This is a genomic window from Arthrobacter sp. ZGTC412 (genome assembly GCF_002929215.1).
Classification (GTDB): domain Bacteria; phylum Actinomycetota; class Actinomycetes; order Actinomycetales; family Micrococcaceae; genus Arthrobacter.
Genome location: NZ_PJII01000005.1, coordinates 133,647 through 151,554, shown reverse-complemented (window position 1 = coordinate 151,554; position 17,908 = coordinate 133,647). Strand labels below are relative to the sequence as shown.

The window sequence follows — 17,908 nt, the reverse complement described above, 5'->3', positions numbered from 1 at the left end:
GCAGCACTAATGGTTTATCAGCTCCCAAGGGTTTGTGGCAAGCGTTTTCCCAACTTTCCCGTGAGTTTCTGGTGCCGATTGTTCCCGTTTGTTCGCGTTGCCCCTTGAAGGCTGCGCAACACATCGGACCGCAGCCTTGCAGTCGCGAGCCTTAACGCACGACGGCGGGTGCGCACCCAAGTGCCCACCCGCCGTCGCGCGCTTCCCGGCTTAAGCCGGAGGTAGTGATCAGGCCAGGACCGCCAGCTTTGAGTTGCTGCGGCCGAAGAGAGCGCGGTCCACCGAGAGGCGGCCTGCGCCGGTAAGGGCCAGGGCGAAGGCTGCCGCTGCCAGGAGCAGCACCAGTTCGTAGCCGCCGTTTGCGGCGAAGACTCCGGCAGAGGCGTGGACCAGGAACAGGGCGCCCAGCATGTTCAGTGCCAGGAGTGCCGCGACCACTCGGGTGAGGATGCCGAGGATCAGGGCGATGCCGCCGGCCAGTTCCAGTACGGCGACGGCCGGTGCGGCAATCTCCGCTGCAGGGACCCCCATCTTGGCGAATGACGCTTGCGTGCCTGCAATGGTCCATTCATTGAACTTCTGCCAGCCATGGGCGGCAAAGAGGAAGCCCAGGATGATCCGGAGGGCGGTAATGGCGGTGGTGGTAAGTCGTGACTGGTTCATAGGACTTAAGTCTCCCGGCAAATACTTGAAGAGTCAACTATCTGCGTCATATTGTGGGCTTTGTCATGCACCTGCAGTCACAGGCCGGCAGCGCATTAGGCTGGCTGGGTGCCCTCATTACCTGCCCCGGCGCCGGCCGCGCCACCGAAGGGGCATGCCCGCGAAATCCTCCGTCTGGCTGTTCCGGCTTTCGGTGCGCTCGTCGCCGAACCGCTGTTCCTGCTGGCTGATTCGGCCATTGTGGGCCACCTTGGCGTCGCCCAGCTGGCGGGCGTGGGCCTGGCGTCGGCGGTGCTGCATACCGCCGTCGGCCTGATGGTCTTCCTCGCGTATTCCACTACCCCCGCCGTGGCCCGCGCCGTCGGGGACGGCCAGCTGGGCAAAGCCCTCGCCGCAGGGCGCGACGGCGTCTGGCTGGCACTGCTGCTCGGCACCGCTCTGGCAGTGGCCGGCTTCCTGGCCGCCGACCAGCTGGTCGGCCTTCTGGGAGCGGACGGCGAGGTACGCACTTTCGCCGTCGACTACCTTCGCTGGTCCATGCCGGGGCTGGTGGCCATGCTGCTCGTCTTTGCCGGCACCGGCCTCCTCCGCGGCCTGCAGGACACCCGGACGCCGCTCGTGGTGGCCACCGCCGGGTTCGGCCTGAACATCGTCCTGAACCTGTGGCTCGTCTACGGCATGGGCTGGTCTGTTACCGGTTCCGCCGTGGGTACGAGCGTGGCGCAGTGGGCCATGGCCGCCGTCTACCTGGTGATGGTGAAGCGGAATGCCCAGCGCAACGGCGTCAATCTCCTGCCGAGCTGGCGCGGCATCAGGAGCATGACGCGGGTCGGGTCCTGGCTGATGCTGCGGACCCTCAGCCTGCGGGTGGCCATCCTGGCAACCGTGGTTGTGGTCACCGCGCAGGGGCCCGTCAACCTCGCTGCCCATCAACTGGCCATGACCATCTTCTCGTTCCTGGCCTTCGCTTTGGACGCCCTCGCCATCGCCGCGCAGGCGCTGATTGGCAAGGAGCTCGGTGCCTCGAACCCAGCAAGGGCACGGCTCCTGACCGGGACCATGACCCGCTGGGGACTCGGCTTCGGAGCGGTTACCGGGGCACTGCTCGCCGTTGCCGCGCCGTGGGCGGGCTCTCTTTTCACCTCCGATCCCGACGTGCACTCGGCGTTGGCTGTAGCGCTGTGGATCCTTGCCGCAGGCCAGCCCGTCGCCGGATACGTTTTTGTACTGGACGGGGTGTTGATCGGCGCCGGGGACGCGAAATACCTCGCGCTCGCCGGTGTGGTGAACCTCGCCGTGTACGCGCCGCTGCTGCTCGCCGTGGCCCTGTCGGGTGCAGGCGGCGCCGCGGGGCTGGGCTGGCTGTGGGCAGCCTTCGCCCTTGGTTACATGGCAGCACGCGCTGTCACACTGGGTGCCCGCGCCCGTTCTGACCGCTGGATGGTGCTCGGTTCGACGTAGGCCCGGCCCCCACTAAACTGGACCGGTGACCCCACCAAAAACCCCCGCCGGCGCTGCTTCCGGAACGGCTCCCACGGCTGAGCTGTGGAAGCCGGTGCTGCTGCGTTCTGCGGCAGCGCTGGTTTTTGGGGCTGTGACCATTTTTTGGGCGGCGCCCTCCGTGGAGGTTATGGGCTGGTCCGGCGGGCTTTACCTGCTGGCAACAGGCCTGCTCCTGATGTGGGGCATTTCCGCGACGGGCTTCCAGCGGGACGGTGCGACTGGCAAGATGCTTTCCGCCGCCGGGTCCGTGCTGGCCGGCGCCGGGTTTGCGCTGGCACTGTTGCACGGGGACCTGCTGTTCGGAGTGATTGCCGCCCTCGGCCTGGGCGTCGCGGGGGCCCTCGAGCTGACCTGCGGGCTGAAATTCCGCGGCCGGCACGTGCTGGCCCGGGACTGGATCGCGTCGGGGCTTATTGGCCTTGGCACCGCCGTCATCCTGCCCTTCTTTATCAGCCTCGGCGCGCATGCACTGCTGGGCGTTGCCGGCGGCGGGGCCATCATCTCCGGCGTGCTCTGGGCACTCGCCGGGCTGACCATCCGGCACGATGCCCGCAGCGAAGCGGTGAACCCGTAAACTAGGAGTGCGTCCGGTTCTACTTCTCGTAGAAAATAGCCGGGCGCACTACCGAAAGACATTGACCCAGGCGGCCCACGCACCGCCTGCAGGGAGGAATCACCGTGGCAGACCAGCGACCAGGAAATCCGCGCAAGATGCGGACCTCGGTGAAGGGCCCGCTGATGTTCTCTGCGTTCTGGGCCGTAATCGCCTTCGTCGCCGTCGTGATTTTCGCCTCCGGCGGCAGCGCGCGGGCCCCCCGCTTAGATCTGGCCTTCACCGCTGCCGGCATTGCCTTCATTGTCACCCTGGTGATTGCCGCGATGCTCTCCATGAGCCACAAGGACAACGCTGATTACCTGGGCAAGGGATCCGGCGTAAACCTCAGCTCAGCACCGAAGCAATCCCACGGTTTTGGAGCTCCCCGCCCGCAGGACCCGGCTTCCCCTGACGAAACTGACACCCCGGGCTCCCGCTAGTCTTCTGCTAGCCGGTTGCCGCCTGGCGTGCCCGGTAGGCAGCCACGTGCGCGCGGTTGGCGCAGTTCCCCGTATCGCAGTACCGCTTTGACCGGTTCCTGCTGAGGTCCAGCACCGCAGCGTCGCAGTCCTCCGCCTCGCAGATACGCAGCCGGTCCATCTCCTTGCCGCGGATCACGTCCGCCAAAGCCATGGCCGCTTCCGTGCTCATCCGGTACACCAGCGGGGCCTCGCGGGTAGTGGCGTGCAGGTGCCAGTCCCAGTGATCGTGCTTCGCCAGTTGAGGCAGCGCGCGGGCCTCCCGCAGCAGGCGGTTCACCGTCTCCACCGCAGCGTCTTCGTCCGCGGTCCACAGCGCCGAGAGCTGTTGGCGCAGTTGGCGCACGCTGGTCAGTTCGTCGTTATCCCGGGTGCGCGATCCGGTAACTCCTTCAGCTGCCAGAAAGTTGTCCAAATCCGCTACCGACCCAAGCCCTTCGCCTCCGTTGGCCGCTGAATTGACCAGGTGGACCACGGTGCGCAGAGCCACCTCAGTGTCAGGGGCAAAAACCATCTTGACTCCTTACAGTGCTTCCCGTACTGTCATGACCATTACCCCACTTTACTCCTGACAGGAGGCAACGATGCCTGCCGCCAACATCCGCACCCCCAGCCTGAGGGTGCCCGCAGACAAGCACAACTTCCTGGCCTCCGGCCTCGGCATCGCGCTGTTCTCGTCCGCGGTGTTTGGCCTCTCCGGATCCTTCGCCAAGGCCCTGCTGGAAACAGGGTGGTCTCCCGGAGCTGCGGTCACTGCCCGGCTCACCGGCGCTGCCCTGATTCTCGCCGTCCCCGCGGTTCCCGCCCTGCGCGGCCGCTGGCACCAGCTCCGGGACAACTGGCTGACCATCCTGCTTTTCGGACTGATCGGCGTCGCCGCCTGCCAGCTGTTCTACTTCAACGCGGTGGCCAGGCTTTCGGTGGGCGTGGCGCTCCTGCTTGAGTACCTGGCGCCGGTGATCATCGTGCTGTGGCTGTGGGCGGCCAGCCGGAAGCGGCCGCGGGTAATGACCTTCGCCGGAACGCTGCTTTCCCTCGCCGGCCTGGTCCTGGTCCTTGACCTCACGGGTGCAGTCAAGATTGACCTGGTAGGTGTTTTCTGGGGCATGGCTGCAGCAGTCTGCCTCGCCATCTACTTCTTTATCACCGCGAAGGAGAACGACTCCCTTCCGCCCATCGTCCTGGCCTCCGGCGGACTTCTGGTGGGGGCGGCCATCATGTGGCTGGCTGCGGCAACCGGCCTGCTGCCCATGGCCTTCAGCACCGCCGACACCAAGCTCGGCCCGTGGATCACTCCCTGGTGGGTTCCGCTGGCAGGGCTGGTCATCCTGGCCACAGTGCTGGCTTACGTCTCCGGCATTATGGCCGCCCGTGCTCTAGGCTCCATGGTGGCGTCCTTCGTGTCGCTGACAGAAGTCCTCTTCGCCGTGGTGTGGGCGTGGCTGCTGCTGGGCGAACTGCCGGGCGCCATCCAGCTCCTGGGCGGCGTGCTGATCGTGGGAGGCGTCATCCTCGTCCGGCTCGACGAGCTGCGGCGCCCTGCGGCCGTGCCTTCCGGAGGGGCCATGGAGGCACCCAGGGCGGCGTCCCCGCTGGAACACGCGAACGACGTCGAACCCGTCCCTTAGGCGCGGAGGTCACCGGCTGGGGCCGTCACCTCAACTTGAAGTCAAGGCCGGCAAGTCACCCTTGAAGCCAAGAGGCCCGGACACCTTAGGTGCCCGGGCCTGCCAAGTGTTCGCAACGTGAAGGCTAGGCGCCCTGGGAAGCGTTGGACTGCTCTTCGGCGTTCCGCTTTGCCTTGTTGCCGGCTTCCTTGAGTGCTTCAGCAACCTGGTTCAGCATCTTGGTGTGCTCGCCGTTCCACTGGTCCTTGAACCTGTCCGCGTCCGGTCCCCTCCACTCGGTGTTATTCAGGAGACTTGTCAGGTTAGTGCGCTGCGACTCGATTTCGGACGCACCCGCCTGAAGCTTGCTGCCCAGCTGACGAAGCTGCTGAACGTCTGCACCCCAAATAGCCATCAGTTTCTCCTCGTAAGATCGTGGATCCGAATCAGGTCGGCATCCCCAGCGGCCCCCCGGCTCATCCGGAAGATCCATTGCCTACAACCTACCCCGGTCCTCAAAACAGTGTCGATGGGCACCCCTGCCCATGCCGCGCTCCCCATGGACGGAGGCCCTAAATCCTTCGCGGAGGGGTCGATCCCAGGCGATCCAGAGCCTAGCATGGCTGTATGTGCCGGAATATCCGAACCCTTCACAACTTCGAACCCCACGCCACGTCCGAGGAAGTGCACGCCGCAGCGCTGCAGTACGTGCGCAAGGTCAGCGGGAGCACCAAGCCTTCCAAGGCCAACCAGGAAGCCTTCGAGGAGGCGGTCCACGAGATCGCCCACATCACCCAGCACCTTCTGGATGCGCTGGTGACGCAGGCCCCGCCCAAGGACCGGGACGCGGAGGCCGCCAAGGCGCGGGCGCGGGCATCCGTGCGGTACGGGGCTGCCTGAAGCTAGCCTTAGCCCTGCTTCCCGAAGCTCCTCAGGCGCAGTGAGTTGGCGACCACCAGGACGGAACTGGCTGCCATCGCGGCGCCCGCGATCATCGGATTGAGCAGTCCCAGGGCCGCCACCGGGATGCCCACCGCGTTATAGAAGAACGCCCAGAACAGGTTGGTTTTGATGGTGGCCAAGGTCCTGCGGGACAACTCGATGGCCTGGACCACCTGCGAGAGGTCGTTGCCCATCACGGTGAGGTCGGCCGCCTCGATGGCCACGTCAGTGCCGGACCCCATGGCGATCCCGAGGTCGGCCTGTGCCAGCGCTGCGGCATCATTGATGCCGTCTCCGGCCATAGCTACGGTCGCGCCGCGGGACTGCAGTGTGCGCACCACCTCCACCTTGCCTTCGGGCAGGACCCCCGCGTAGACGTCTGCGGAATCAATGCCGACGGCGGCGGCCACCTGGGCGGCGACGGCAGCATTGTCGCCGGTCAGGAGGATGGGCCGCAGGCCCAGGGACTTCATCCGGCCGACGGCGGCTGCCGAGCCGTCCTTGATGGTGTCCCGCAGGTTGATGATGCCGGCAGCAGTACCATCCACGGCAACCCAAATGGCGGTGGTGCCTGCGGCTTCCGCCGCTGCCAGCAGCTTCAGCTGCCCGGGAGCCATAGTGATGCCGTTTTCCTCAAGCCAGCCGCTGCGTCCGGCAATTATCTGCCTGCCTTCGACGGTTCCGGCGACTCCGCCGCCCGGAGCGGAACGGAAGGCCTGCACCGAAGGCAGGCTGGCGCCGTCGGACGCTGTTTGGGTGGCTGTCACCGCCTGCTGTAACCGTGCCGCGGCGGCGATTGCACGGGCGATGGGGTGCTCGGAAGCCGCTTCCACAGCGCCGGCCAGCCTCAACACCTCACGCTCCTCGAAGCCCTCAAAGGCAAGGGTGGAGTTTACGGCGAGCAGTCCGGTGGTGACGGTGCCGGTTTTGTCCAGCAGGATAGTGTCCACGGTGCGGGTGTCCTCCAGGACCTGCGGGCCCTTGATGAGGATGCCCAGCTGGGCGCCCCGGCCAGTGCCCGTGAGCAGGCCGACGGGAGTGGCGAGCCCCAGCGCGCACGGGCAGGCGATCACCAGGACGGCGACGGCGGCGATGAAGGCCGAACGCAGCGCATGTCCTTCCGCTCCGGCGAAGAGCAGCCAGAGTACGAAGGTCAAAGCGGCGATCGCCAGGACGACGGGAACGAATACAGCGCTGATGCGGTCTGCGAGGCGGGCGATGGGAGCCTTGCCCGTCTGGGCCTGGGACACCAGCCGGGCCATCTGCGCGAGTGTGGTCTCGGAACCGACACGGGTGGCCTTGACCAGCAGTCGGCCGGAGGTGTTGATGGTTGCGCCCGTAACGCGGCTGTCCGGGCCCACCTCCACGGGTACTGATTCGCCGGTGACCAAGGAGGCGTCCACAGCCGACATCCCCTCAACCACCACGCCGTCGGTGGCGATCTTCTCGCCCGGCCGGACCACCAGGACATCGCCCACCTTCAGCCGCTCAGCAGGGATCCTGTGTTCCGTTCCGTCCTGTAAAACGGTGGCGTCCTTGGCGCCGAGGCTGAGGAGGGCGTGCAGGGCGTCACCGGCTTTTTGCTTGGCGTTGGCCTCAAGGTAGCGGCCCAGGAGCAGGAAAGTGGTGACGACGGCCGCAACCTCAAAATAGAGGCCGCCCTGCTCCATCCCCTCCATACCGGGGTGCTGGGTCAGCAGGGGATCCGCAAACAGCTGCCAGGCCGAGAACACGTACGCTGCGACAACGCCGATCGACACCAGGGTGTCCATGGTGGAGGTGAAGTGGCGGGCGTTGATGGCGGCGGCACGGTGGAACGGCCACGCTGCCCACGTAACCACGGGCAGGGCCAATCCGGCCGCCACCCAGCCCCACTGCGGGAACTGGAACGCAGGCGCCATGGAAATCAGGAACACCGGCACGGTAAACACGGCCGCCAGGATCAGGCGGGGGCGGAGCCGGCCGGGTGTGTGCTCGGTCTCCGCTGCAGAGGTGGGCTTGCGGACCGTTGCTTTGTAACCGGCGGCACTGACCGTATTCAGTAGCTGTTCGTCGCTGATGGCGGCCGGGACTGTTACGTGGGCCGATTCCAGGGGCAGGTTGACCAGGGCCTGGACGCCGTCGAGCCTTCCGAGCTTCTTTTCCACCCGGTTGACGCAGGAGGCGCAGGTCATGCCCTCGATGTCGAGTTCCACCACCCGGGTTTTGGGTTGGTGGAGAAGTTCGTGGCTGCTCATGCGGCTCCTCGAAGCGGTGGTGTTGTTTTACGCTTCGTTGGCGACGACCAGGTAGCCCGCCTCTGCAACGGCCTCGCCGATCTCGGAAGGGGACAGCTGGTTGCTGGACGTGATGGTGACTGTCGAAATGCCGCCGGCGTTGAGTTCGACGTCCACTTCCTCTACGCCTGCCAGGGCCTCAAGTTCTTCGCTGACAGCTGAGACGCAGTGCCCGCAGGTCATTCCGGAGACGCTGACGGTGGTGGTGGTAGGGGAAATGGTGCTCATGTGCTGCTCCTTGTTGGGTGGGACGGCATTGTTGAATAAAGTTTGGGATGCGTCGACGGCAGGCAGTTGTTACCGGAGGAGCCGGCCGATGGCGTCGGCGGCTTCCTTGACTTTGGCGTCGATGGCTTCTGCGCGAAGTGCAGGGTCCGGTTCGGAGGCGGCACCCACCACGCAGTGGCCAATGTGCTCCTCGACGAGTCCAAGGCTGACGGCGTGCAGAGCCTTGGTGACGGCGGAGACCTGGGTGAGGATATCGATGCAGTACTTGTCCTCATCCACCATGCGTGCGATTCCCCGCACCTGGCCTTCGATGCGCTTGAGCCGGCGGAGGTAGGCATCCTTGTTCCCGGTGTACCCGTGCTCCGGCTGGTCGGTGATGGTTTCCGTGACAGCCTCATCCGTTGCGCTCATGCCTTTCACCCTATACCCCTTGGGGGTATAGTGCAAGTACCCCTAGGGGGTATCCGGGATAGCCGCTTGCCGGTAACTCTGAGCACAAAAAAGCTCCGGAGTGCGTTATTGGGGGATACGCACTCCGGAGCAGCTCTTGGGCAAGGCCAGCTTCCACATTGCTGGAATCGGCCTGCTTCAATTAGCTTACGGGCTGGTAGCCAGGTCCGCCAGCACCCCGAATAACTACTTTCGCTTTACTTTCTTAGCCGTATTTTTCTTCGGGTTCGGGAGGGCTTCCGAAGGTCAGGATCGGTCCTCGTGGGCTGCCATCCGGTAGGGGACGATGAGGACAGGCCTGCTCTGGTGGTGCGTGAGCCAGGCGCCAACCGATCCACTGAGTGCTTCCGCAAGGCGGTGCGAGAAGCCCCGCTCGGAAGTTCCCACGATGATCATCGGCGCGTTGGTTTCCGCTGCGAGTTGGGCCAGGGCGCGGGCGGGATCCCCTGCGAGCGTTTGCAGGGTCCATTCCGCAGCCGCGGTTCCGGGCGGCACCTGGGCTACCGCGGCTTCAATCGCAACCTTAAGCTCCGACGTCACGCCGCCGATGTTCTCCGCGTCGGTGTCAGGGTGCAGGGAGAGTCTGTGAGCGGACCGTGCCGGGTCCCATTCCACAAGGTAGCTGGCCTCATCCACGTAGGCGCAGAGCAGGCGGGTCCCCAGCCGGGCGGCGAGGCTGGCGGCGGTTTGCAGGACCTCTGGATGCTGATTGGGGGCGACGCCTACCAGCAGGGGTGAAGTACCGCGGATGTGTTCTGACGACATAGCTTATTCTCAGCCTGCCCGCACCCTCTTGAACAGCACCGGTCCGCTAAGGAGGGTCAGGATCTGGCCGGCGAAGCGGTCACCACCACGTTTTTGCCCCAGGGATCTTCGGTATAGCAGCTGATCAGGACCAGCCGGTTGGGCACGATGTCCCAGATGGGGCTGTCTTTCAGGCCAGACTTCAGGTACGTCGTCACGCTGTCCACCCGATACTGAATGGTGCCGGCGGCGGTGTCCACTTCGAACACGTCGCCCACGGTGGCTGCTGAGCTCAGATGGTTGAAAGGCGCGTCTGCGCCTTCCCAGCTGTGGCCGATGACATAAGTGGTGTTGGCGGAGCCGTTTCCCGGGGTGCCGAACGGGGTCAGCCAGTAGCCGTCCTTAGTGGCCGGAGGCACGATCGTTTGGCTGGTCTGCGCGGCGGAGTCCAGTTCGAGCGCATGCACCGGCACATCGAACGCGGCGGACGCGTAGCGGATGCGCACCGGAGCCGCTGCTGCCGGCAGGACAGGAGCCGGTGCCTGCCGAAAAGTGGAATTGGAGGGGGCTGGCGTTGCTCCTTCCGGCGTCCCCGTGACGGCCATGGGCCCAGGTTCCATGGAACTGCTGGCGGAGGGAGGCGAAGTAACTGCTGTCCCGCTGACACCGGCGGACAATCCCGCCGGTTGGAACAAGGGGGCGCCGAACGTGATGGATAAAAAGGCCAGGATGCCGCACAGGAGAATGACCAGGTCGCCACTGTTCCAGCGCCTCCACCTGCGTGCCTTCGCGGCTGCGTGCCTGCTGTGTTCCTTCGACATGCTGCTCCTCACCTGTTGCAACGGCGAATCGGGAAAGGAAGGAAGGCGCCCCGCCGGGCACTGGCGGGACGCCTTCCTTGTCAGGTGGCCACGAACTGCGGCTAAGCCATTGTCAGTCGCCCTGGCGCAGAGTGCGGGACTTGCGGCGGAATGCGACCACCCCTCCCGCCGCGAGCAGTGCACCCATGCCGGCGAGCCAGGACGGTGCGCTGTCCGGGCCACCGACGGCAGTCTGGGCGTTGTACCCCTGATTGGTTCCGGGGTTTGCGTTGGCAGTGGCTCCGGCAGCCGGGACCCCTGTTGCGGCCTGAGGCGCTGTAGCCTGCGCTGGGACGGCCGACGGCGGAACAACCGTGGACTGGTCGGCTGCAGGTGCACCCGCGGGCGGGTTCACGACGGGCTGGTTTGCGACAGGAGGCGCGACCGCCGGCGGATCCACGGGTTGAACCACCACGACGGGAGGAACCACAGGCGCGTCCACTACCGGCGGCTTCACGACGGGTGGGTTGACGACGGGCGGGTTCACAACAACCGGCGGCACTACGGGTGGTACGACAACGGGCGGCACCACAGGCGGGACGTCAACATTAGTAACCACGCATCCCGCAGCATGGATAGCCCTCCCAACAGCATCCCAGTTCTGTCCGTACTCCATTCCATCGTTAGGCGGAATGATGTCTGCGCCGTGCTCGTCATGGCCGTTCATTGACGGGACGGCCACAGTGATGGTGCTGAAGTGCCCGGAGTTGGAGCCCGAACCGGCGTGGCAGACGACAACTTTGTCGTCGTCGGCACCCCCGCGGTCCGCCACGGCCGGAGCGGCGGCGGCGAACGCCGCCAGGCCCAGCACCCCCAACGTTGTTATGGCGCGTTTCATAATGATTCTCCCCAGCTGTCGACGTGAAAAGGACCATGATGAGGAGGACCAGCGAATGCACCGATTGCCCCAGCAGCACGGTCAGCTTGCTTGAGTTTTCAGGCTAGGTGGGGCCGTTGTTGCCAGTCGCGAGTAGGCACTACTCGTCTTTGCCGTGCTCCCGGGGGCCCGGTTACTTGCCGGTACCCAACAAAATGGGATGCACCACTTGGTGCCGCCCCAATGCCTTGTAGCCCGCCCTGCCCGCGCCTACCGTTGAATCAGTCGACGAAAGGGCGTGAGGGCATGGAAATTTTTATGTGGTGGCTGGACCTGGACCTTGCAAGCAAGGAATGGCTACGGGAGAACCTTCGTACCGAGGAACTTCCGCTTCCAGTGCTGCAAGGCATCGCGGAGGCAGGTGGACCCCACCCGGATAACCCGGCGGCAGCGCTGTCAGCAGCAGACTGGGACTTCATCGAGACCCAGTCGGAGTTCGTGGACTAACAGCCGCCAAGACGGTCCCGATGGCCAAGAAAACCGTTGCGGGCCGACCGGGGCGGTGGTTGCATGGTGGGCATGACAACCGCAGAGAGTTTTGTCTTAGCGATCGGGACCAAAAAAGGCCTGTGGCTGGCCACCAGCCAGGACAGGCGCCAATGGTCCTTCACTGGTCCGCACTTCCTGATGGCTGAGATCCCCAGCATTGGCATCGACACCAGGGAAGGCCGCACCCGGATCATGGTCGGGGTCCGGAACGAGCATTGGGGACCTACCGTTGCCCATTCCGATGACCTTGGCACCACCTGGACGGAGCCCGAGCAGGGCGCCATCAGGTTCCCCGAGGATACCGGCGCCGCATTGGAACGGATCTGGCAGATTTATCCGGACGCAGAGTCCCGTCCGGGTGTGGTTTGGGCGGGAGCCGAGCCCATCTCGGTCTGGAAGTCCACCGACGGCGGCGAACATTTCGAACTCAACCGCGGCCTCTGGGACCACCCCCACCGGAGCGAATGGGGCGCCGGATATGGCGGCGCCGCCGCGCACTCCATCGTGGTCCACCCCGCCCGGGAAACCGTGCACGTCGCCATGAGCACCGGCGGCGTTTACCGCTCGCTCGACGGCGGCACCTCGTGGGAAGCCCGCAACAGGGGAATTTCCGCCTATTTTATGCCGGACCCCAACCCCGAGTTCGGCCAGTGCGTACACAAGATAGCCGCGGACGCCGCCGTCGACGGCCGCCTGTACGCCCAAAACCACCACGGCGTCTACCGCACGGATGACAACGCCGAGAGCTGGAATTCCATTGCCGAGGGCCTGCCGGCCGACTTCGGATTCGTGATGCTGACCCATCCCCGCCGGGAAGGTACCGCCTGGGTTGTCCCGCTCAAGGCCGACGGCGAGCGGATCCCGCCCAACGGCGAGCTGGCAGTCCATCGCACGGACGACGCCGGCGGCACTTGGAAGAGGCTCAGCAACGGGCTGCCAACAGGGGAGTACAACAGCGTGCTGCGCGACGCCGCCTCCGTGGACACAGCGGAACCCGCCGGTGTGTACTTTGGTACCCGCGGCGGCACCGTCTACGCCAGCGCGGACGAGGGGGAGACGTTCGCCGAGGTGCTGGCCCACCTGCCGGATGTGCTTTGCGTCCGGGCAGCAGTGGTGGCCGGTGCCTGACATCACTGTGGTTCTTCCCAGCATCCTGCAGCCCCTCGCCGGCGGGCAGTCCGTACTGACTGCGCCCACCGACGGGCCGGTGACGGTGGTGAAACTGCTGGACTCTGTGACTGCCGGCTTTCCTGTGCTGGCCAGGCGGCTCCGTGACGAAACAGGCGCGCTGCGCCGATACGTGAACATCTATGTGGCCGGTGACGAGGTGCGGCGCCTGCAGGGCCTGGAAACGGAGGTGGCGCCCGGCCAGGAGGTGCTGGTCATCCAGTCAGTGGCCGGAGGCTAAGCGCGGTTCAATCGGGGCCATGCTACTCGGGCGGCGGGCAGTCCTTACTGACTACACCCGCCGCTGCGAAGCTAAAGGCCCTGGGAAGCGCTACTGCACGCGAACAGGCGTCAGGCGATCCGCCATACGCTGCATTCGTCGGTATTGATTGCTTTGCGGAGGCCGGTGATTCGGTCCAGGATCCACACCACGCCAATGCCTGGCGCTGTTTCCTGGACGCTGCCGCGCCGGACCACTACGTCATCGTAGGAAGGGCCCACCGAGAGGCGGGCTTCAATCTCATCGCCGCGGCGGAGCTGGTCCAGGGCGCGGACTCTGGTTACATGGGCTGCTGCTTCCTTCAACATGGCGGGGGCCTCCTGGCTGGAGCTGGTGCCGGCTCTTGCCTGCACTACCCAGTGTGGGCGCCCAATGTTGCGCGTTGGTTTCATGAGGGTTAGGCGCCGGTTAGTTCTTGAAGCCGGTACTGTTTCCCAGCGGCCGGCCGGGGCAGCCCGGCCCTAAAGTGGTGCCATGGAGTTCTTCGAAGGGATCGGGGCCGCCTTGCTGGGTGCGGCGGCCATAGCGCCGCTGGCCACGTTCGGCGTGGTTTTGGTGGCCTACCTGACCTACCGGCAACGCTCGCGGGCCGACAGGCGCGACCAATGGTGGAAGCGTGCGCAATGGGCCATTGACTCCGCACTGGACGACGCCGACCCGCAGCGCCGCCTGGCCGGCCTGAAGGTGCTGGTCCAGCTCATCGGCAGCGACCTTGCCACCGCCGAGGACGCAGACTTGATGAGCGCCCTGGCCGTGGGCATCCGCGACCAGGAGCAGGACGGCCGGCGCACAGTCACAGTGTCCCTGCCCGTGAGGGAGCGGATCCTGGCCGAAGCTGAACGCCTGTTGCAGGCGTCCTCAGCCTGCCGATCGCCATCCTGATCCTAAACGGCGCCGCGGCTGCCCGCCCGGAGACTGCACCCTTAGGGTGCCAACCGGTCACCTTTCCCGCGCACCCGGAACCAGCGGTAGCCGTAGCGTCCCAGCTCAACCGTGAAGCCGCCGTCGGGCTCCAAGGGCACGTTGTCGCCGTCGAGCAGGTCCAGCAGGATTGCGCCCTTGAACGCCTGCCGCGGCCCGTCCTCCGCACCGGCCTTGCCGGTGACCTTCACCGGTTCCTCGCCGAGGTTGTGCAGGAGGACCAGGGTGCCGCCGTCGGAGCTGCAGGTGTGCGCGAAGACCGCCGGCTCCGGCTGGTCGATGATGGCGAACGTGCCCCAGCCCAGCTCCGGGGATTCGCGGTAACGCAGGATCAGGGTGGTCATGAAGTTGAACAGCGAGTCGGGGTCGCGTTTCGCGGCGGCGGCGTTGACGCGTTCCGGGCCGTACTCCCCGCGGGCCAGCGGCACCACCAGGTCTGATGCTTTGGCCGTAGAGAAGCCACCATTTTTCGCGTCGCTCCACTGCATGGGGGTGCGCACCGCGGCGCGGCTCTTCTGCCGGAGGTCCTCGCCCATGCCGATTTCCTCGCCGTAGAACAGCACCGGGGTGCCGGGGAGGCAGAACATCAGCGAGTACACCATCCGCAGGCGTTCCGGGTCGCCGCCCAGCATTGGCGGAAGCCGCCGGCGCAGGCCGCGCCCGTAGATCTGCATGTTCTTCTCCGGCCCGAAGGCGGCGAAGACCTCCCCGCGCTCGCCGTCGTTGAGCTTGTCCAGGGTGAGTTCATCGTGGTTGCGAACGAACATGGCCCACTGGTTGTCGGGATGGAGTGCCGGGCGGCTCTTGAGGGTCTCCGTCAGTGGCCGCGCATCCTGCCGGGCCAGCGACAGGTAGAGGTGCTGCATGGTCATAAAGTCAAACTGCATGTTCAGTTCGTTGCCCTCAGGGCCTCCGAAGTACTCCACCTGTTCCTTGTATGGCAGGTTCACCTCGCCCAGCAGCACCGCGCTCCCGTTCCGGCGGGTGACGAAACTCCGCAGCGCCGTCAGGTAGCCGTGCGGATCCAGGTTGGCGGCCTCGTCCTTCGGCTGGCCGCGGGTTTCCAGGAAAAAGGGCACCGCGTCCAGTCGGAAGCCGTCCAGCCCGAGTTCGAGCCACAGGCCCATCGCCTTGGCGATTTCGTTCCGTACCGCGGGGTTGGTGACGTTCAGGTCCGGCTGGTGCTTAGCGAACATGTGGAGGTACCACTCTCCGGTGGTGTCATCCTGGGTCCACAGCGACGTTTCTTCGCCGGGGAACACCACCTCCGAGGATGTGTCCGGGGGAGTGTCGCTCCGCCACACGTAGAAGTCCCGGTACGGGTTGTCCGTGGATTTCCGGGCCTCGACAAACCACGGGTGCTGGTCCGAGGTGTGGTTGACCACGAAGTCCGCGATCACCCGCATTCCCCGGTCCTTGGCTGCGCGGATGAACTCCACCAGGTCCCCCATGGTGCCCAGCCGGGGGTCCACAGTGAAGAAATCCGTGACGTCGTAGCCGTCGTCCCGGTCCGGGGAGGGGTAGAACGGCATAAGCCAGATGCAGGTCACCCCCAGCGCTGCCAGGTAGTCCACGCGCTGGGTGAGGCCGGCGAAATCACCGGTGCCGTCACCGTCGTCGTCAAAGAAGGTCTCAACGTCCAGGCAGTAGATCACCGCGTTCTTCCACCACAGGTCCGATGTCTCTGCGATCCTCACGCGCCGGTCCCGGCCGCGGGCCCAGCTGCCGCACTGGTCGCTGCGGCAGACGTGGCCAAAGCGGGGGAAGGGCGAAGCTGAGGCAGGACTTCACCGGCGAACGCATCAATGAACCGTTCCTGCTCCTGGCCCACGAAGTGCAGGTAGAGCTCGTCGAAACCCAAGTCCGCGTAACCGGCCAGCCACTCAACATGCCGGTCAAGGCTGGCCGAGATGTTCACCGTTTTGCGTACTTGGTCCTCACCCACGTGGTTCCCTACGCCGTCGAAATGCCCGGCGGTGGGGAGATCCCACGGGATGGGCGGATCGAAGGTGTTGGTGCGCCACTGGTCCAGCGCGACGGCGGTGGCCTCGCCTTCGCCGGGAGCCCAGGAGAGGTGCACCTGCAGGATGGCCTTTCCCCTGCCCCCGTTGTCGCGGTAGACGGCAAGCATCTCCTTGAGCTTGTCCGCCGGCTGGTTCACGGTGACCAGGCCGTCCGCCCAGGCCGCTGCGCGGCGGGCAGTATCCACGCTGATGGCAGGGGCAATGAGCTGCGGGGGAGTGTCCGGGACTTCCCAAATCCGTGCCTGTTCCACGGTGACGAGGCCGTGATGGGTGACCTCCTCACCCCGATGCAGGCGCCGGATGACCTCCACGCTCTCCTCCAGCCGCCGTTGGCGCGTCTCCTTGGGCGGCCAGGCGTCCCCGGTGATGTGTTCATTCATGTTCTCGCCACTCCCGGTGGCCATCCAGAAGCGGCCCGGGAACATGCTGGCCAGGGTGGCCGAGGCGTGCGCGATGATGGCCGGGTGGTACCGCTGCCCCGGCGCTGTCACCACTCCGAAGCGCAACTTTGTTGTGGCCAGCGCAGCCCCGAGCCACGACCATGCGAACCCGGAGTGCCCCTGCCGGGCGGACCACGGCTCGATGTGGTCCGAGCACATGGCAGCATCGAAGCCCGCGCGTTCCGCGTGCTGGACGTCCTTGAGCAGCTGGCCGGGACTGATCTGTTCGTGGGAGGCGTGGAAGCCGACAGTAACCATCGTTAACCTCTACCGTCCGGCGTGGTGTTGTGTCGAGGATTTTCTGGCCTGGATTGCCGGGGAGGGGTCGGCGTGCCGGCGACGGGCCACTTGTCCGATAAGTTTGGAACTTGTAGTACTGCGCTTCCCGGAACTCCTGCGCAGGCGGCGGAACTGGAAGGAAGTACCTCTCGTGGGTGGTGTGCTGATCGGGCTGGCGGTGATCGGTGTCGTTATTGCCGTGGGGTACATTGCCGCTCGGTGCGGGCTGGGCGGGGAGCCCACAGTTTCGGCGCTGACCCGTACCGCCTTTTTCATCACCAACCCCGTCCTGCTGTTCACGGTGGTGCTGGAATCCGACCTCACCGTGGTCTTCTCCGCCTACGTACCGTTGGCGCTGATCACAGCGGCCGCCACCGCCCTGCTGTACATCCTGGCCAGCCGGCTGTGGTTCCGGCGGCCGCTGGCTGAAACCACTATTGGTGCGATGGCCAGTTCCTATGTGAACGCCAACAACATCGGCATCCCCATCACGCTGTATGCCCTGGGAGATGCGACCCCGGTGGCACCCGTACTGCTGGTCCAGCTCCTTCTGTTGGCCCCGTTGGTCCTTACCGTGCTGGATCTGTCCGAGGCCGGCCGGTTCTCGCCGCGGCTGCTGCTCACCCAGCCGTTCCGGAACCCCATGATCATCGCCTCCCTGCTGGGCGTGGTCCTGGCCGCGTTCAACGTGGAAATTCCCGATCCGGTGATGGCGCCGCTGACCCTGCTGGGCGGTGCGGCGGTCCCGGTGGTGCTGCTCGCCTTCGGCATGTCCCTGCACGGTACACGGATGCTGCAAGGCGGCGGGCACACGGCGGAAATCCTGACTGCCACCGCGCTGAAGTCAGCGGTGATGCCGGCGGTGGCGTTCGTTGTCGGGCGCTTCGTGTTCAACCTTGACCAGCACATGCTCCTGGGCGTGGTGCTGATGGCGGCGCTTCCCTCGGCGCAAAACGTGTTCCTGTTTGCCGGCAAGTACGGGCGCGGCGTCGCGGTGGCCCGAGAAACGATTCTCCTGTCGACGGCGGCAGCGGCCCCGGCGCTGATCCTCATCGTCTGGCTGCTGGCAGGCTAAGCCTGGACT

The 17,908-nt window shown here is 65.7% G+C and carries 22 protein-coding genes; 10 read left to right on the top strand and 12 right to left on the bottom strand.

All coding sequences use genetic code 11. The features are described 5' to 3' along the window. Nucleotides 1-228 precede the first annotated feature (228 nt). Nucleotides 229-663, bottom strand: a complete 435-nt coding sequence (locus CXQ88_RS08990; RefSeq protein WP_104043818.1) for a DoxX family protein — start codon at nucleotides 661-663, stop codon at nucleotides 229-231. Nucleotides 664-771: 108 nt separating this feature from the next. Here CXQ88_RS08990 and CXQ88_RS08985 point away from each other — a divergent pair, with 108 nt between their 5' ends. The 3 genes from CXQ88_RS08985 (at nucleotide 772) to CXQ88_RS08975 (ending at nucleotide 3,201) form a co-directional block, all read left to right on the top strand. Continuing rightward, on the top strand, nucleotides 772-2,124 hold the full coding sequence (locus tag CXQ88_RS08985; RefSeq protein ID WP_104043817.1) for an MATE family efflux transporter: 1,353 nt from the start codon (nucleotides 772-774) through the stop codon (nucleotides 2,122-2,124). Between the two features lie 25 nt (nucleotides 2,125-2,149). Beyond that, on the top strand, nucleotides 2,150-2,740 hold the full coding sequence (locus CXQ88_RS08980) for a hypothetical protein (RefSeq protein ID WP_181037452.1): 591 nt from the start codon (nucleotides 2,150-2,152) through the stop codon (nucleotides 2,738-2,740). Between the two features lie 104 nt (nucleotides 2,741-2,844). Then, nucleotides 2,845-3,201 carry a hypothetical protein gene (locus CXQ88_RS08975; RefSeq protein WP_104043816.1) on the top strand — a complete coding sequence of 119 codons (357 nt, stop codon included), beginning with the start codon at nucleotides 2,845-2,847 and terminating at the stop codon, nucleotides 3,199-3,201. A 7-nt stretch (nucleotides 3,202-3,208) separates the two neighbouring features. Here CXQ88_RS08975 and CXQ88_RS08970 read toward each other — a convergent pair whose 3' ends face one another. Then, nucleotides 3,209-3,754, bottom strand: a complete 546-nt coding sequence (locus CXQ88_RS08970) for a CGNR zinc finger domain-containing protein (protein WP_104043815.1) — start codon at nucleotides 3,752-3,754, stop codon at nucleotides 3,209-3,211. Between the two features lie 70 nt (nucleotides 3,755-3,824). Here CXQ88_RS08970 and CXQ88_RS08965 point away from each other — a divergent pair, with 70 nt between their 5' ends. Further along, nucleotides 3,825-4,868 carry an EamA family transporter gene (locus CXQ88_RS08965; protein ID WP_181037451.1) on the top strand — a complete coding sequence of 348 codons (1,044 nt, stop codon included), beginning with the start codon at nucleotides 3,825-3,827 and terminating at the stop codon, nucleotides 4,866-4,868. A gap of 124 nt (nucleotides 4,869-4,992) precedes the next feature. Here CXQ88_RS08965 and CXQ88_RS08960 read toward each other — a convergent pair whose 3' ends face one another. After that, complete coding sequence (locus CXQ88_RS08960; protein WP_104043814.1) at nucleotides 4,993-5,262, bottom strand: WXG100 family type VII secretion target; 270 nt, start codon at nucleotides 5,260-5,262, stop codon at nucleotides 4,993-4,995. 212 nt (nucleotides 5,263-5,474) lie between these two features. Here CXQ88_RS08960 and CXQ88_RS08955 point away from each other — a divergent pair, with 212 nt between their 5' ends. Further along, nucleotides 5,475-5,747, top strand: coding sequence for a DUF2277 domain-containing protein (locus tag CXQ88_RS08955; RefSeq protein ID WP_104043813.1), 273 nt, complete (start codon nucleotides 5,475-5,477; stop codon nucleotides 5,745-5,747). A gap of 8 nt (nucleotides 5,748-5,755) precedes the next feature. Here CXQ88_RS08955 and CXQ88_RS08950 read toward each other — a convergent pair whose 3' ends face one another. The 6 genes from CXQ88_RS08950 to CXQ88_RS21735 all read right to left on the bottom strand — a co-directional run bounded on the left by CXQ88_RS08950 (nucleotide 5,756) and on the right by CXQ88_RS21735 (nucleotide 11,185). After that, nucleotides 5,756-8,026, bottom strand: coding sequence for a heavy metal translocating P-type ATPase (locus CXQ88_RS08950; RefSeq protein WP_104043812.1), 2,271 nt, complete (start codon nucleotides 8,024-8,026; stop codon nucleotides 5,756-5,758). Nucleotides 8,027-8,053: 27 nt separating this feature from the next. After that, on the bottom strand, nucleotides 8,054-8,293 hold the full coding sequence (locus CXQ88_RS08945; protein WP_104043811.1) for a heavy-metal-associated domain-containing protein: 240 nt from the start codon (nucleotides 8,291-8,293) through the stop codon (nucleotides 8,054-8,056). Between the two features lie 69 nt (nucleotides 8,294-8,362). Beyond that, entirely contained in the window at nucleotides 8,363-8,704 is a 342-nt protein-coding gene (locus tag CXQ88_RS08940) for a metal-sensitive transcriptional regulator (RefSeq protein ID WP_104043894.1), read from the bottom strand. 285 nt (nucleotides 8,705-8,989) lie between these two features. Next, on the bottom strand, nucleotides 8,990-9,508 hold the full coding sequence (locus CXQ88_RS08935; protein ID WP_104043810.1) for a universal stress protein: 519 nt from the start codon (nucleotides 9,506-9,508) through the stop codon (nucleotides 8,990-8,992). Nucleotides 9,509-9,564: 56 nt separating this feature from the next. Next, the gene (locus CXQ88_RS08930) at nucleotides 9,565-10,308 is read right to left on the bottom strand and encodes a class F sortase (RefSeq protein WP_104043809.1); all 744 of its coding nucleotides are present in this window, start codon (nucleotides 10,306-10,308) and stop codon (nucleotides 9,565-9,567) included. 112 nt (nucleotides 10,309-10,420) lie between these two features. Further along, nucleotides 10,421-11,185 (bottom strand): LPXTG cell wall anchor domain-containing protein, encoded by a 765-nt coding sequence (locus tag CXQ88_RS21735; RefSeq protein WP_258061780.1) that lies wholly within the window; start codon nucleotides 11,183-11,185, stop codon nucleotides 10,421-10,423. Nucleotides 11,186-11,470: 285 nt separating this feature from the next. Here CXQ88_RS21735 and CXQ88_RS08920 point away from each other — a divergent pair, with 285 nt between their 5' ends. The 3 genes from CXQ88_RS08920 to CXQ88_RS08910 all read left to right on the top strand — a co-directional run bounded on the left by CXQ88_RS08920 (nucleotide 11,471) and on the right by CXQ88_RS08910 (nucleotide 13,121). After that, nucleotides 11,471-11,671, top strand: a complete 201-nt coding sequence (locus CXQ88_RS08920; RefSeq protein ID WP_104043808.1) for a hypothetical protein — start codon at nucleotides 11,471-11,473, stop codon at nucleotides 11,669-11,671. A gap of 63 nt (nucleotides 11,672-11,734) precedes the next feature. Next, entirely contained in the window at nucleotides 11,735-12,841 is a 1,107-nt protein-coding gene (locus CXQ88_RS08915) for a WD40/YVTN/BNR-like repeat-containing protein (protein WP_104043807.1), read from the top strand. Next, on the top strand, nucleotides 12,834-13,121 hold the full coding sequence (locus CXQ88_RS08910) for a MoaD/ThiS family protein (protein WP_104043806.1): 288 nt from the start codon (nucleotides 12,834-12,836) through the stop codon (nucleotides 13,119-13,121). Before CXQ88_RS08915 ends, CXQ88_RS08910 begins: the two co-directional genes overlap by 8 nt. A 110-nt stretch (nucleotides 13,122-13,231) precedes the next feature. Here CXQ88_RS08910 and CXQ88_RS08905 read toward each other — a convergent pair whose 3' ends face one another. Continuing rightward, nucleotides 13,232-13,468, bottom strand: a complete 237-nt coding sequence (locus CXQ88_RS08905; RefSeq protein WP_104043805.1) for a hypothetical protein — start codon at nucleotides 13,466-13,468, stop codon at nucleotides 13,232-13,234. Between the two features lie 166 nt (nucleotides 13,469-13,634). Here CXQ88_RS08905 and CXQ88_RS08900 point away from each other — a divergent pair, with 166 nt between their 5' ends. Further along, complete coding sequence (locus CXQ88_RS08900; protein ID WP_104043804.1) at nucleotides 13,635-14,042, top strand: hypothetical protein; 408 nt, start codon at nucleotides 13,635-13,637, stop codon at nucleotides 14,040-14,042. Nucleotides 14,043-14,083: 41 nt separating this feature from the next. Here the strand turns inward: CXQ88_RS08900 and CXQ88_RS08895 are convergent, their stop codons facing one another. After that, nucleotides 14,084-15,778, bottom strand: coding sequence for an alpha-amylase family protein (locus tag CXQ88_RS08895; protein WP_104043803.1), 1,695 nt, complete (start codon nucleotides 15,776-15,778; stop codon nucleotides 14,084-14,086). Next, complete coding sequence (locus CXQ88_RS08890) at nucleotides 15,775-16,803, bottom strand: TIGR03885 family FMN-dependent LLM class oxidoreductase (RefSeq protein WP_104043802.1); 1,029 nt, start codon at nucleotides 16,801-16,803, stop codon at nucleotides 15,775-15,777. The genes CXQ88_RS08895 and CXQ88_RS08890 overlap by 4 nt, the downstream gene beginning before the upstream one ends. Before the next feature lie 172 nt (nucleotides 16,804-16,975). Between CXQ88_RS08890 and CXQ88_RS08885 the strand changes: the two genes are divergently transcribed. Continuing rightward, nucleotides 16,976-17,899: an AEC family transporter gene (locus tag CXQ88_RS08885; RefSeq protein ID WP_104043801.1), complete on the top strand. Its 924-nt coding sequence runs from the start codon at nucleotides 16,976-16,978 to the stop codon at nucleotides 17,897-17,899. Nucleotides 17,900-17,908: the final 9 nt, after the last annotated feature.